The organism is Pseudomonas sp. 18173 (assembly GCF_050432945.1).
Classification (GTDB): Bacteria; Pseudomonadota; Gammaproteobacteria; order Pseudomonadales; family Pseudomonadaceae; genus Aquipseudomonas.
In genome coordinates, this window is the sequence record NZ_JBKFTN010000027.1 from 16387 (window position 1) to 29412 (window position 13026).

At 61.8% G+C, this 13026-nt stretch carries 13 protein-coding genes and 1 pseudogene; 9 read left to right on the forward strand and 5 right to left on the reverse strand.

Going from position 1 to position 13026, the window contains the following annotated elements:
- The first annotated feature begins 1 nt into the window (after position 1).
- From ACLD1X_RS24790 to ACLD1X_RS24815, 6 genes and pseudogenes are all read left to right on the forward strand, one after another.
- Complete coding sequence (locus ACLD1X_RS24790; RefSeq protein ID WP_429372234.1) at positions 2-1090, forward strand: enoyl-CoA hydratase/isomerase family protein; 1089 nt, start codon at positions 2-4, stop codon at positions 1088-1090.
- Positions 1091-1108: 18 nt separating this feature from the next.
- On the forward strand, positions 1109-2260 hold the full coding sequence (locus tag ACLD1X_RS24795) for an acyl-CoA dehydrogenase family protein (RefSeq protein ID WP_429372236.1): 1152 nt from the start codon (positions 1109-1111) through the stop codon (positions 2258-2260).
- Positions 2261-2415: 155 nt separating this feature from the next.
- Positions 2416-3099: pseudogene (locus ACLD1X_RS24800) on the forward strand (cache domain-containing protein); the annotation flags it as partial.
- Between the two features lie 120 nt (positions 3100-3219).
- Positions 3220-3954: a methyl-accepting chemotaxis protein gene (locus tag ACLD1X_RS24805; protein WP_429372354.1), complete on the forward strand. Its 735-nt coding sequence runs from the start codon at positions 3220-3222 to the stop codon at positions 3952-3954.
- Between the two features lie 32 nt (positions 3955-3986).
- Positions 3987-4640: a TetR/AcrR family transcriptional regulator gene (locus ACLD1X_RS24810; protein ID WP_429372238.1), complete on the forward strand. Its 654-nt coding sequence runs from the start codon at positions 3987-3989 to the stop codon at positions 4638-4640.
- 221 nt (positions 4641-4861) lie between these two features.
- On the forward strand, positions 4862-5368 hold the full coding sequence (locus ACLD1X_RS24815; RefSeq protein ID WP_429372240.1) for a GNAT family N-acetyltransferase: 507 nt from the start codon (positions 4862-4864) through the stop codon (positions 5366-5368).
- A 26-nt stretch (positions 5369-5394) separates the two neighbouring features.
- Here the strand turns inward: ACLD1X_RS24815 and ACLD1X_RS24820 are convergent, their stop codons facing one another.
- The 5 genes from ACLD1X_RS24820 to ACLD1X_RS24840 form a co-directional block, all read right to left on the reverse strand.
- Complete coding sequence (locus ACLD1X_RS24820; protein WP_429372242.1) at positions 5395-5835, reverse strand: CBS domain-containing protein; 441 nt, start codon at positions 5833-5835, stop codon at positions 5395-5397.
- Between the two features lie 385 nt (positions 5836-6220).
- On the reverse strand, positions 6221-7093 hold the full coding sequence (locus tag ACLD1X_RS24825; RefSeq protein WP_429372244.1) for a sugar phosphate isomerase/epimerase family protein: 873 nt from the start codon (positions 7091-7093) through the stop codon (positions 6221-6223).
- Positions 7090-7830: an SDR family NAD(P)-dependent oxidoreductase gene (locus tag ACLD1X_RS24830; protein ID WP_429372246.1), complete on the reverse strand. Its 741-nt coding sequence runs from the start codon at positions 7828-7830 to the stop codon at positions 7090-7092. Before ACLD1X_RS24830 ends, ACLD1X_RS24825 begins: the two co-directional genes overlap by 4 nt.
- Positions 7830-9176, reverse strand: coding sequence for an MFS transporter (locus tag ACLD1X_RS24835; RefSeq protein ID WP_429372248.1), 1347 nt, complete (start codon positions 9174-9176; stop codon positions 7830-7832). The genes ACLD1X_RS24830 and ACLD1X_RS24835 overlap by 1 nt, the downstream gene beginning before the upstream one ends.
- 59 nt (positions 9177-9235) lie before the next feature.
- Complete coding sequence (locus ACLD1X_RS24840) at positions 9236-10069, reverse strand: amidohydrolase family protein (protein WP_429372250.1); 834 nt, start codon at positions 10067-10069, stop codon at positions 9236-9238.
- Between the two features lie 149 nt (positions 10070-10218).
- On the opposite strand from ACLD1X_RS24840, the gene ACLD1X_RS24845 reads away from it, so the two are divergent.
- The 3 genes from ACLD1X_RS24845 (at position 10219) to pcaH (ending at position 13016) form a co-directional block, all read left to right on the forward strand.
- Positions 10219-11175: a LysR family transcriptional regulator gene (locus ACLD1X_RS24845; protein ID WP_429372252.1), complete on the forward strand. Its 957-nt coding sequence runs from the start codon at positions 10219-10221 to the stop codon at positions 11173-11175.
- Positions 11176-11240: 65 nt separating this feature from the next.
- Complete coding sequence (gene pcaQ / locus ACLD1X_RS24850; protein WP_429372254.1) at positions 11241-12170, forward strand: pca operon transcription factor PcaQ; 930 nt, start codon at positions 11241-11243, stop codon at positions 12168-12170.
- A gap of 126 nt (positions 12171-12296) precedes the next feature.
- Positions 12297-13016, forward strand: coding sequence for a protocatechuate 3,4-dioxygenase subunit beta (pcaH, locus tag ACLD1X_RS24855; RefSeq protein WP_322616772.1), 720 nt, complete (start codon positions 12297-12299; stop codon positions 13014-13016).
- Positions 13017-13026 lie beyond the last annotated feature (10 nt).

Consider the following 13026-nt stretch of genomic DNA (forward strand, 5'->3'; position numbering starts at 1 on the left):
CATGAGCGAGCAGCAAGCCCCGGTGCTGGCCAGTGTGCGCAACCGCATCGGCCACCTGACACTGAATCGACCGAGCGCATTGAACACCCTGGACCTGCCCATGGTGACGCAGCTGTACCAGCATCTGTCGGCCTGGGAACGGGACCCGGAGATCGTCGCCGTGACCATCCGTGGCGCCGGGGAAAAAGCCTTCTGCGCCGGTGGCGACATCCGCATGCTGTACGACAGCCACAAGGCCGGCGACAACCTGCACGAGCGCTTCCTCAAGGAGGAGTACGCCCTCGACCAGTACCTGCATGGCTACTGCAAACCGGTGCTGGCGCTGCTCGATGGTTTTGTCCTGGGCGGCGGCATGGGCCTGGCCCAGGCCGCCTCGCTGCGGGTGATCACCGAGCGCACCCGGATGGGCATGCCGGAAGTCGGCATCGGCTTTTTCCCTGACGTCGGCGGCAGTTACTTCCTGCCTCGCCTTCCGGGTGAGCTGGGTATCTATCTGGGGGTCACAGGCGGCCAGATTCGCGCCGCCGATGCCCTCTATGCCGATCTGGCCGACTACTGCCTGTCCAGCGGGCAGTTGGCCGAACTGGATGCCGTGCTGGACTACATGACATGGACCAGCACGCCCGAAGAAGACCTGCAAGACCTGCTCGACGGCCTGGCCACCGAGCGAATAGCCGGGTCGGAACTCAAGGCCTATCGCCAGGCAATCGATGAATACTTCGCCCTGCCCGATGTACCGGCCATTCGCGCCGCCCTGCAGCGCGAGCAGCGTCCCGAACTGCGTGACTGGGCCGAGCAGACGGTCGCGCTGCTCGACAGCCGCTCGCCACTGGCCATGGCCGTGACCCTGGAGCTGTTGCGTCGCGGTCGTTACCTGAGCCTGGCCGACTGCTTCGCCCTGGAGCTGCACCTGGATGACCAGTGGTTCGACAAGGGCGACCTGATGGAGGGCATACGCGCCCTGATCATCGACAAGGACAAGCGCCCCCGCTGGAATCCGCCAACCCTGGCAGAGCTGGCACCCACGCGGGTGCAGGCCTTTTTCAGCGACTTCCGGCCCGCCTCCAGCCCTCCCCTTCGCATCGCCTGACCAGCAGGAGACAACGCAATGCACGATATCGAATTGACCGAAGAACAACGCATGATCCGCGACATGGCACGCGACTTCGCCCGCAGCGAGGTCGGACCGCAGGCCCAGGCCTGGGAGAAGGCAGGCTGGATCGATGACACCGTGGTGGCGCAGATGGGTGAGCTGGGCCTGCTGGGCATGGTCGTGCCGGACACGTGGGGCGGTAGCTACACCGACTATGTGGCCTATGCCCTGGCCGTGGAGGAAATCTCGGCCGGCGACGGTGCCCTCGGCGCACTGATGAGCATCCACAATTCAGTGGGCTGCGGCCCCCTGCTGAAATATGGCAGCCCGGCCCAGCAAGACAGCTGGTTGCCGCTTCTGGCCAGCGGCCAGGCGATCGGCTGCTTCTGCCTGACCGAGCCACAGGCCGGCACCGAAGCACACAACCTGCGTACCCGCGCCGAACTGCGCGACGGCCAGTGGGTACTCAACGGTGCCAAGCAGTTCGTCAGTAACGGCAGGCGCGCCAGGCTGGCGATTGTCTTCGCCGTCACCGATCCGGAGCTGGGCAAGAAGGGCCTGTCGGCCTTCCTGGTGCCGACCGACAACCCCGGATTCGTGGTCGACCGCAGCGAACACAAGATGGGCATCAAGGCTTCCGATACCTGCGCGGTGACCCTGAATGACTGCATGATCCCCGAGGCCAATCTGCTGGGCGAGCGCGGCAAGGGCCTGGCCATCGCCTTGTCCAACCTGGAAGGCGGTCGCATCGGCATCGCCGCCCAGGCCCTGGGCATCGCTCGCGCCGCCTTCGAGGCCGCGCTGGGGTATGCCCGCGAACGCGTACAGTTCGGCAAGCCGATCATCGAGCACCAGAGCGTGTCCAACCTGCTCGCCGATATGCACACCCGACTCAATGCTACCCGCCTGCTGGTGCTGCATGCCGCGCGCCTGAAAAGCGCCGGGCAACCGTGCCTGTCAGAAGCGTCCCAGGCCAAGCTGTTCGCCTCGGAGATGGCCGAGCGCGTGTGCTCCAGCGCCCTGCAGATCCATGGTGGCTACGGCTATCTGGAGGACTACCCGGTAGAGCGCTATTACCGCGATGCGCGCATCACCCAGATCTACGAAGGCACCAGCGAGGTCCAGCGCCTGCTGATCGCCCGCGAGCTGGCGCACTACGCGCTCTGAGCCGTTGGCCGGACGCACGTGCTGCGTCCGGCTGCCCCTTCTTCCGCCCCCTTCTGGAGTTGCCCATGCTCGGCCTGCGCAATATTCCCATCAGCCGCCGCCTATGGTTGATCCTGCTGACGTCCATCCTGATGCTGCTGATTCTCGCTGGCCTGATGCTCAAGCAGAACCATGACGATCTCTACGCGGCCAAGGCGCTGAAAACCCGTCATGTGGTAGAAACGGCCAGCGGCATCCTGCGCCACTTCCAGAACCTGGAAAGCCAGGGGCTCGATCGTGAGCAAGCGCAACAACAGGCCCGCGCGGTCATGCGCGACCTGCGTTACGACCGCGAGGACTACTTCTGGATCGAAGACCTCGACACGCGCATGGTCATGCATCCCAATGCCAAGCTCGAGGGCAAGCGCATGGCCGGCACCCGCGACCCTGATGGCAAGGCACTGTTCGACGAGATGGTGACCGTGGCAACGCGCGACGGCTCCGGGCTGGTGCACTACCGCTGGCCAAAACCGGGCTCCGACGCACCGGTGGAGAAGGTTTCCTATGTCGAATTGTTCAAGCCCTGGGGCTGGATCGTGGGCTCGGGCATCTACATCGACGACGTGCAAGTCGAGTTCCGCAGCCAGCTGGTACAGACCTTCGTCATTCTACTGACGATCGCCCTGCTGCTCAGCGCGCTGATCTTGCTGATTGCCCGCAGCATAGCCTCGCCACTGGCGCAGGTGGTCAATGCCATGGAGAACATCGCCAGCGGCGAAGCCGACCTGACGCACAACCTGGACAGTCGCTGGCGCGATGAGCTGACTGTTCTGGGCAGCCACTTCAACGCGTTCACCGGCAAGCTGCGTGCCGTGATCGGCCAGTCGATGCAGAGCGCTGGCAGCCTGGACAAGGCCTCGCAATCGCTCGGTGAGATTGCCAGCAATAGCCAACGCCACAGCCAGCAGCAGTCACAGCAGATGGAACTGGTGGCCGCCGCCATTAACGAGGTCTCCTACGCGGTACAGGAAGTGGCGAAGAACGCCGAACACGCCGCCAACGAAGTTCGCCAGGCCGACGAGCAGGCCTGCAAGGGCCAGCACAACATCGATAGCAGCCTGCAGCAGATCGACCAGTTGTCCGCGACCATCGGCCAGGCTGTCGACGTGATCCAGAGCCTGGCCCAGGAAAGCACCCAGATCGGCACGGTACTGGAAGTGATCCGCGCCATCGCCGAGCAGACCAACCTGCTGGCGCTGAACGCTGCAATCGAGGCGGCGCGCGCTGGCGAACAGGGGCGCGGCTTCGCCGTGGTAGCGGACGAAGTGCGCCTGCTGGCCCAGCGCACCCAGCAGTCCACCGCGCAGATCCAGGGCATGATCGAGCGCCTGCAGAGCAATTCGGAAGCGGCGGTGAAGGTCATCAATGTCAGCAGCCAGACCGCTCAGCAAACCGTGGCACAGGCCCGCGAAACCGGTGAAAGCCTGCACCAGGTCATCACGGCGCTGCGTAACCTTACCGAGCTGAACGCCTCGATCGCCAGTGCCACCCTGCAACAGTCCCACGTGGTCGAGGACATCAGCCAGAATGTCACCCGTGCAGCCTCGCTGGCCCACGAGAATGCCCTGGCGGCAGACCGGTCCAACGAGGCCAGCCTGGAGCTGGGCCAACTGGCGGGCCAGCTCAATCGGCTGTTGGGGCAGTTTCGCGTATGAGGGGGATGAGCAACGATCGAGGTATTGATTCCATGACTACCCCCCAGCCAGTCACGTCCCGCTTCGCCAGCCCGAACGCTCTTTTGGCGGGACCCATCGAACACGTGCAGCACTCGCGCTATCTGGAAACCCGCCACAAGGCGCTCGAGCTATTCGCCAGGTGCGGTTTCAGCCGGGTAAGCATGCGTGACCTGGCGGCTTTTCTGGGCATCAAGGCCGGCTCCATTTACAACCACATCGAAAGCAAGGAGGCACTGCTGTTCGAACTGATCGAGGAGCTCTACGAACAGTTGCTGCATGGCGCCAGCCTGGTGAAACGTCGCAAATCCACACCCGCCGTACGACTGCATGGCCTGCTTGAGGCGCACCTCCTGCTGCATGAACGCATGGGCGCGCATTTTCGCCTGGCGGAGTATGACCTTCATTGCCTGAACAGCGAGCAGCATGACTTGATACAGGTATTGCGCCAGCGCTACGAAGAACATCTGGTGGACACCATAGAGCAGCTCACCGGCATGCCGGTGAGCGTTACCCGTCGCGCGACCTTGAGCGGCGTCGTTTCCCTGCTCAACCAATTGCCGGCCTGGGTTGGAGAGTCCCAGGCAAGCAAGGGGGCACGCCGCAAGCTGCTGCATGACATCGTCATGAGCACCCTGCAGGGTGCGTTGCAGGCGACTGATGCCTGAGGCTCCGCATTCCAGGAAAAACCGATCATCCACCGCTAGAGAGGCGGCCCTCGAAAACACCGGTATCTACTCCGGGTTATAGTTTGCTGCAGCGCTTCCCTTCATCGGCTGCACGCTGACATGTTCGTGAGTTCAATCCGGGCCACGGCAAAAAATACACCGGTGCCGATCGCCTTTTTCAGGCGCTTCGGAAGATCATCGACCAGGACAAAAAAATCGGCATGAACGTGACCATCCGCCTTGAACAAGACCAAGACATCGACACCATCACCCGCCTGACCGAAGCAGCGTTCCAGAACGTAGAGCATTCCGGTCATACCGAACAATTCATTGTCAATGCGCTGCGACGCGCCGATCAGTTGGCCGTCTCCCTTGTCGCGGTAGAAAACGACGCAATCATCGGTCATGTTGCCATTTCACCCGTCACTGTTTCGTCGGGCTCAACGGGGTGGTATGGCCTCGGGCCTATCTCCGTGTGGCCCAATTGCCAGGGGCAAGGCATTGGCTCGGCATTGATGAAGGCCGCCCTTGCCCAGTTGCAGCAACTCGGCGCAGCCGGCTGCGTCCTGCTCGGCGATCCTGGCTACTATGGCCGTTTCGGGTTTCGGGCCCACACTGGCCTCGAGTTATCCGGTGTTCCGCCTGAATACTTCCAGGCCCTGTCGTTTGGTGGCGAGTTACCTGTGGGGGTTGTGAAATACCACGAGGCATTTGAAGCGACCGAGTAAGAGAAGATCGCACCTTGAAAGTCGCGTCAGTGTCCACGGATATAGTGTTCCAGTTGCCGGATCAGGTCGGCCTGCTCGACGATGGCTTCTTTCACCAGATCACCAATCGACAAGAGGCCAATCAGTTGATCGCCGTCCACCACCGGCAAGTGGCGCAGATGACTGTCGGTCATGACCACCATGCAACGCTCGATGCTCTGCCGGCTGTCTGCGGTCACGACGGGCGCGCTCATGATGGCCCTGACCGGCGTACCGACCGAAGAGCGGCCCTGCAGAACGACCTTGCGCGCATAGTCGCGTTCGCTGATAACGCCAACCACCCGCCCTTCCTCTATCACGGGTAGAGCCCCCACATTCTTTTCAGCCATAAGTTTCAGCGCTTCAAGCACCGTCTGATCCGGTGCGATGCTATGTACTTGCCGGTTCTGCATGGCCTTCAGTTTCAGCAATTGTGCAGCTGTTTTCATACGCGCCCCCGAAACCCGTTACGGTTAAAAAAAACAAAAAAAAAACGCCTGAAACCCTTCGGTTCCAGGCGCCTTTGCCTGTTCTTTTGCAGTGTTAAAGCCAGACTTGACTGCCTGACGCACCCAAGTCATCCATGTTCTGTTCGGCCAATCGATCGTCGTTGACCGAGGGGGCTGTCCCGAGGAATACGCTCCAGGTGAATCTGATGTGAGCCTTGCAGCCTTTGTGCCAGTCGGCAGCAGCGAGACTTCTTCCTGTGTGCAAGTCCAGGCTCCCGAGCCAGTGATGACTGTTACGGCGACTGTGATCCAGGTGAGTTTCAGTGAGGGTGAGCAGACTTCCCGAGCAAGCGAATTGCCAAGGGTGCAAATCGAGACGCTTGGGTTAGTGGCGGCGAAAATCCATCGTGCCGCTTGCGCATGGTGCACGTTGCCATGCCGGGCGCTTTAAAAAAGTGCATGGCAACGAATGGCTGGCCAACCAGGCCCGGGTGATCGTGAAAGCTTGAGCCAACCGCTCAGGCGCGCCTGTCGCGGGGCATGGGATTTCCACGCTCCAGTGCAGCCCGGTTGGCAAGACATCGAGCAACTCGGCCAAGGGCAATTGCCCCTGACCCGGCGGCAGGCGACCCTCGCGGGCTTCGCGGATGATTCCCTCCCCCGTGGGCGCCAGTGCTGGCGCATCGCACCACTGCACGCCATGGATGTAGCGCCGATCCAGTTGAGCCACGGCAGCGGCGTTGCCACCGGAGCGGAACAGGTGCAGCGCATCCAGCAGCACGCCGCCGTTGGCCTGCCCCGCCGCCGCGATCAACGCGACGGCCTGTTGCAGGTTGCCGATGTGACGCCAGCGCATGAACTCCAGATCCACGCGCAGGCCATAACCGGCAGCCAACTCGCACACGGCAGCGAAATTATCCGTGAGTCGGCATTGCTCCGGATCGTCGCCCGACACAGTGAGGCAGCGCGCCCCCAGTTGCGCCCCGGACTCCAGCAGCGACGCAAATCCTTCGACGTCCACTTGTGGCGTCAGCTCGACAAATTCAATCTCGTTGACCACCACGCCTTCGCTATCGAGCGTGGTCTTCAACTGCTGCAACGCCTGGCTGCCCGGCGCCAGCGGGTAAGCGATACCACCGGCCATGGCCGGGTGCAGGCGCAGGCCGACCGAACTGAAACCGGCGCGCGCCGCCTCCCGTACCAGGGCATCGGGCGTCAGCTCCAGCGCGGTCAGGTGCGCGACGCCCAAGCCATTCAATAGGTGGCCCTCCCGCCACTGAGGTCGAACACAAAGCCTGTGGTGAAGCTGCATTCGGGCCCGGCGATCCAGGTCACCATGTTGGCGATCTCCTCGATTTGCAGGAAACGCCCCATGGGAATCTTGGCCTTGCTCGCGGCAATGTGCTCTGGCGTCATTTGCGCCATCAGCCCGGTTTCCACCATGGCCGGCGCGATGCAATTGAGCAGCACGCCGTCCTGGGCCAATTCCTTGGCCGCCGCCTTGGTAAACGCGATGACACCGGCCTTGGCCGCCGAATAACCGGAGATGTATTGCACGCCGTCCTTGCCGGCCATTGAGGCGACATTGACGATGCGCCCGTAGCCGCGCTTGCGCATGTGCGGGATGACCGTGCGGCAGCAATGGAACACGCCCGTCAGGTCGATGGCGATGACTTGGTCCCAGGCCGCTGTCGGGTATTCCCAGCAAGGGGCTACCGGTCCATTGATACCGGCGTTGTTGACCAGGATGTCGACGACGCCCTGCTGGGCAACAACCTCGTCGAAAGCCGCCTCGACGGACGCCAGCGAGGCGACATTGACGGCTTGACGCATCACCGGTTCAAAGCCGTTGGCGACGCTGTCCCAGCCATCGACCGCCAGGTCCCAGATGACGATCTGTGCGCCAGCCGTGTGCAAGCGACGGGCAATGCCCAGGCCAATGCCACGCATGCCGCCGGTAACGATGGCCGTCTGGCCTTCAAGGTATCGAGTCATCAAAGTGCTCCTTGTTGAACGGATTGGATTTCGGGCAGGCGGCGCAGATCGCGCACCATGAACAGGTAACACAGCGCACCCAGTACGGTGATCGAGGACACGAAAGCCAGGGCCCAGACGAACGAGCCTGTGGTTGTGACAATCACGCCGATGGTCAACGGGGTCACAATGCCGGCCGCATTGGCGAACAGGTTGAACACACCACCGCTCAAGCCGAGCAAGCCCTTGGGGGCGATATCGGAGACGATCATCCAGGCCAGCGCCGACATGCCTTGGGCGAAATAGGCCACGCACAGAATGGCGATCACCAGTGCGTCGGAGTCCACGTAATTGGCCAGCACGATCACCGATGCGGTCAAAAGGCCTGCGATCACCGGCAACTTGCGTGCGACATTCAACGAGTAGCCGCGGCGCAGCAACGCGTCGGACAGCCAGCCTCCGGCCAGGGTGCCCAGGGAAGCCGCAATGAACGGCAGCACCGCCACCCAACCTACCTTGAGCCAGGGCATGTGCCGCTCGGTGACCAGGTACGTGGGGAACCAGGTCAGGAAAAACACGTTCGTCGAGTTACAGGCAAACTGCCCCAGGCAGATCCCCAGCATATTGCGATGCTTGAGCAAGGCAGGAATCTGCGACCAGCAGAACCGCGTGGCCTTCTGGCCCCCATCGATCACCCCGCCGCCTTCGGCGATGTAGTCGAGCTCGGCCTGATTGGCCGTGGTCGACTCATGGGGCTCGTGGTACTTGCGCCACCACACCAGGCCGTAAAGAACACCCAGGATACCCACCGCCATCAGCAGTACGCGCCAGCCATGGGCGTGCAGCACCCAGAACAGCAACGGCGTGAGAAACGCCAGCCCGACGTATTCGGCGAAGGTATAGATACCGGTCGCCCGGGCACGCTCGCTCTGCGGGAACCAGGTCGCGACCACCCGGCTATTGGTGGGAAAGCACGGCGCTTCGCTGGCCCCCACCAGCAGGCGAAAGCCCAGCAACGAAAGGAAGCCCTGGGCGAGACCTTGCAGGCCGGTGAACAACGACCATAACGTCAGCGCCAGCCAATAGGTTAACTTCGTGCCCAACCGGTCGATCAGGATGCCGCCGGGAATCTGCGCGGCGGCATAGGTCCAGGAAAATGCAGAGAAGATGAGCCCCATCATGACGGCGTTCAGGCCCAGGTCGGCACTGATGCTGGGGGCGGCGATACCCATGACGCTGCGATCCAGGTAGTTGATCATGGTGCCACCGGAAATCAGCGCCAGGATCATGAAACGGGTGCGGGTTCTGGCGGTTTGCGCCGCCGGACAGGCAAGCGTTGCCGCCGCAAATCTATTGTCGGTCGTCATCGTTTTGTTCCTTGTTGTTATCGGGGGTATTACGGGTAGCGCAATTGCCCTGGGCCGGCTTAATGCTCGCCAAAACCGAACAGTCGCCGTGGCGTGTCCCACATCACCTTGCGCCTTACACTGAAATCGGGCATCAGTCGTTCGGCCAGCTTGAGCAGCGGCCCGTAGTCCACGCGCGATTGCTCGCGAATGAACGGCCAGTCCGAACCCCACACGCACGCATCCGGGCCAAAGGCCTGGAGCAACGCCCGCACGTAGGCACCGGCTTGCTCATCGAGATGATCGTGGGCGGCGAACTTCTGCATGCCGGAGATTTTCACGCAGGCCCGGCCGCTCCCGGCCAGACCCAGGAGCGCCTGGAACCCTGGCTGACCGAGGCCTGCGCGGACGTCGGGACGGCCACAGTGGTCGATGAGCAACCGCGGCGCAGTCGACTCAATCAAGCCCAGCAACTCGACCAGTTGGTTGCCATGGACCTGGATCTGGGCGAACAGGTCCAGGTCCGCGAGCCGCCCAAACAGCCCGGCCGCATCACTCATGACGTCCACGCCTTCCAGCGCCGGATTGAACGCAACGCCCACCACGCCCTGTTCCTTGAGCGCTGCCAGCTCATCCAGGCCGATGTCATGGTCGACAACGGCAATCCCCTTGAAGCGACCCTCGCTTTGCGCCAACGCATGCAACAGGCAACGATTGTCCGTGCGGTAGCCACTGCTCGGTCCCACCAGCAAAGCGTGTTGCACACCATAGGCGCCCATGACCCGACCGAACTGCTCCAGGGTTGCGACCTCCTGCCCGGCGGGTGCGTAAACCGTGTCGGCGCGATAGACAAAGCGCGCGGGGTCAAACAGGTGGTTATGGCAATCGATCTTGGGTTCGTCGTAGATGCTCAAGGCTGCTCCCGCCAAGCGTCACTGCGCCTGCTCACTGATCTTTGTTATTGTTCGCCGCGTGGGCGATGCCGTTGCAGTGAAGATACGACCAGGCGATCCGCAGCGCTCATACAGAGATCGCTCGAACAATAACCAAAGGTTAATGACCCATGCCCTACGGCGAAGGCCCCGACGCCAACACGATGGTGTTCAAGCTGCGGCACATGGAAGTGTTCCGGGCGGTGATGCTGACCGGCTCGATCAGCGGTGCGGCAAAAATGCTCTACGTGTCGCAGCCGGCAGTCAGCAAGCTGATCGCCTATATCGAGAGTCGGCTGGTCTACCGCCTGTTCCAGCGCATCAACAATCGCCTGGTGCCCACCGCCGAAGCCGTGACCCTTTACCGGGAAGTCGAGCGTGTCTACCAGGCTGCGCTGGCCGTCAATGAGTGCGCGTTGGCCCTGGCCAACGGCCCCCACCGTCAGCTGCGCATCTGCTGCAGTGCCTCACTGTCGACGGTGGTCATCCCGTTCGCCCTGGCCCGACTCAAGCGGGAATTGCCATCGCTGAACATTGAATGGCAAACCACGCTGATGGGCGATATGCCCAACCAGATCCTTTCGAAGAAGGTCGACCTGGCTGTTTCGGCACTGCCGCTGATCCATGACCACCTGCACTCGCTGGCCTTCATGCGCGCCCGCATGGTCTGCGTGATGCCGGCTGATCACCCCCTCGCCCACCGATCTTCATTGTCCCTGCACGAACTGGTCGACCAGCCATTGTTGTTGTTTCGCCCCGACATGCCTTTTGGCCGCTTGCTGGCCGACGAGATCGAACGCCAGGGCCTGAACCTGTGCTCCATGCTGAATTTCACCAATGCCAACGAAGCGGTCGCCCTGGTCAAGCAAGGCATGGGACTGACCATCATCGATGAGTTCGTGGCCCAGGACAGTGGCCTGATCGTCGTACCGCTGGTTGAGGCGATTCATTTCGATATCAGCTTTGTCTACTCGCGGTTTGAGCCGCCTGGCGAATCCGCCATACAGCTCATGCAGGTGCTTTATCGCCAGGCGGTCAAACTGGGACGAGTGATCCCAGGCTGCGAGCTGCCGAATATCGACCGATAACCACCGCATTGCCCGCATCGGTCAGCAGCAACAATAAACGCCACACCACGAAGGCAGCGCCCCGATTGAACATCGATACCCGAATCAAATTCCGTCATCTTGTCTGCTTTCTCGAGGTCGCGCGCCAGGGTAGCCTGGCACGTGCTTGCGACAAGTTGGCAATCAGCCAGCCAGCGCTCTCCAAAACGCTCAAGGAGCTGGAAACCCTGCTGGCTGCCACGTTGTTCGAGCGGGGAAAAAAGGGCTCGACGCTGACCGAAGCCGGAGTGGCCTTTTTGCGCTATGCGGGGCCGAGCGTGCAATCGCTGCGTGAAGGGGTCAACAGTCTGCGCTCCGGTGTACATGAGCCGATTACCGTACGACTGGGCGTGCTATCCACCGTCGAAAGCCTGTTGGTTCCTGAAGTTGTCTGCCGTCTGCACGACCGACAACCTGCGTTGGTTGTCAGTGTCGTGACCGGGCCCAGCGCCTACCTGTTGTCCCAACTGCGTATCGGTGAGCTGGATCTGGTGATTGGCCGAATGACCGATAGCCCATCGATTCTCGGGTTGACCTTCGAGCACCTTTACAGCGAATCCATGACCCTGGTGGTGCGTTGCGGCCATCCGCTGCTGGCTGATCCACAGGGGCATAAAAACCTCGAAGACTATCCAGTGGTCTTGCCATTGACGGGAACGACGATCCGGAAATTCGCCGACGGCCTGTTTGTGCAGCACGGTATTACTCCGTCACGCCAACGCCTGGAAACCCTGTCGGTAGCCTTGAGCCGGCGCTACGTGCAATGCAGTCAGGCAATCTGGGTCGCGCCTCTGGACGCTGTCCGGCAGGACTTGCGGCAAGGCGAGTTGGTCGAGCTGGACCTGGGGATGCGTGAACCGGGCGGTTCCGTAGGGTTGTGTACAAACCCCGCGATGCCCGTGACACCCGCAGCGCAGCGGTGCGTGGAGGCGCTGCGTGAAGTCGGGCAGGAATATCGCGAGGGCAAATATCCATAACCATATGGATATGGATAACGTCGGTTTTTTCAATTTTAGGCTGGAGCGCAACGAGGGAGACTTAGCCACAGGTAGCCGCCAATGCAGCGTTTGCCTCTGACTAACCCTGACAACAGGAAGACCGACATGTCTGATGCGCATGACAGCCGCTTCGTCATTCGTGACCGTAACTGGCACCCCAAAGCCCTGACACCTGACTACAAGACTTCGATCCTGCGATCCCCCCGCCAGGCACTGGTGAGCATCCCCCAATCTTTATCCGAAACCAGCGGCCCGGATTTTTCCCATCTGAAGATGGGCCAGCACGATAACGATCTGCTGCTGAACTTCAATCATGGCGGCTTGCCCGTTGGCGAACGCATCATCGTCGCAGGTCGGGTTTGCGATCAGTACGGCAAGCCGATTCCCCATACCCTGGTGGAGATGTGGCAAGCCAATGCCGGTGGCCGTTACCGGCATAAAAAAGACAGTTATCTGGCCCCCCTTGATCCGAATTTCGGCGGCGTCGGCCGTGCATTGACCGACCGAGATGGCAACTACAGCTTCCGCACGGTCAAGCCCGGCCCCTATCCATGGCGCAACGGCCCCAACGACTGGCGACCGGCCCATATCCATGTCTCGATCAGTGGCCCGTCAATTTCCACACGCCTGATTACCCAGCTGTATTTCGAAGGTGATCCGCTCATCCCCATGTGCCCGATCGTCAAGTCGATCGCCAATCCGGACGCGGTGCAGAGCCTGATCGCCAGGCTTGACATGAGCATGGCCAATCCTATGGATTGCCTGGCTTATCGCTTTGATATCGTCCTGCGCGGCCAGCGCAAGACCCACTTCGAAAACTGCTGAGGAGGCCTGC

What these genes read in the sequence shown, in the direction of transcription:
- pcaH (WP_322616772.1), top strand. Translation starts at nt 12,297, where the DNA reads ATGTCTGATGCGCATGACAGCCGCTTCGTCATTCGTGACCGTAACTGG.
- ACLD1X_RS24795 (WP_429372236.1), top strand. Translation starts at nt 1,109, where the DNA reads ATGCACGATATCGAATTGACCGAAGAACAACGCATGATCCGCGACATG.
- ACLD1X_RS24790 (WP_429372234.1), top strand. Translation starts at nt 2, where the DNA reads ATGAGCGAGCAGCAAGCCCCGGTGCTGGCCAGTGTGCGCAACCGCATC.
- ACLD1X_RS24835 (WP_429372248.1), bottom strand. Translation starts at nt 9,176, where the DNA reads ATGACGACCGACAATAGATTTGCGGCGGCAACGCTTGCCTGTCCGGCG.
- ACLD1X_RS24810 (WP_429372238.1), top strand. Translation starts at nt 3,987, where the DNA reads ATGACTACCCCCCAGCCAGTCACGTCCCGCTTCGCCAGCCCGAACGCT.
- ACLD1X_RS24830 (WP_429372246.1), bottom strand. Translation starts at nt 7,830, where the DNA reads ATGACTCGATACCTTGAAGGCCAGACGGCCATCGTTACCGGCGGCATG.
- ACLD1X_RS24815 (WP_429372240.1), top strand. Translation starts at nt 4,862, where the DNA reads ATGAACGTGACCATCCGCCTTGAACAAGACCAAGACATCGACACCATC.
- ACLD1X_RS24805 (WP_429372354.1), top strand. Translation starts at nt 3,220, where the DNA reads ATGGAACTGGTGGCCGCCGCCATTAACGAGGTCTCCTACGCGGTACAG.
- ACLD1X_RS24845 (WP_429372252.1), top strand. Translation starts at nt 10,219, where the DNA reads ATGCCCTACGGCGAAGGCCCCGACGCCAACACGATGGTGTTCAAGCTG.
- ACLD1X_RS24820 (WP_429372242.1), bottom strand. Translation starts at nt 5,835, where the DNA reads ATGAAAACAGCTGCACAATTGCTGAAACTGAAGGCCATGCAGAACCGG.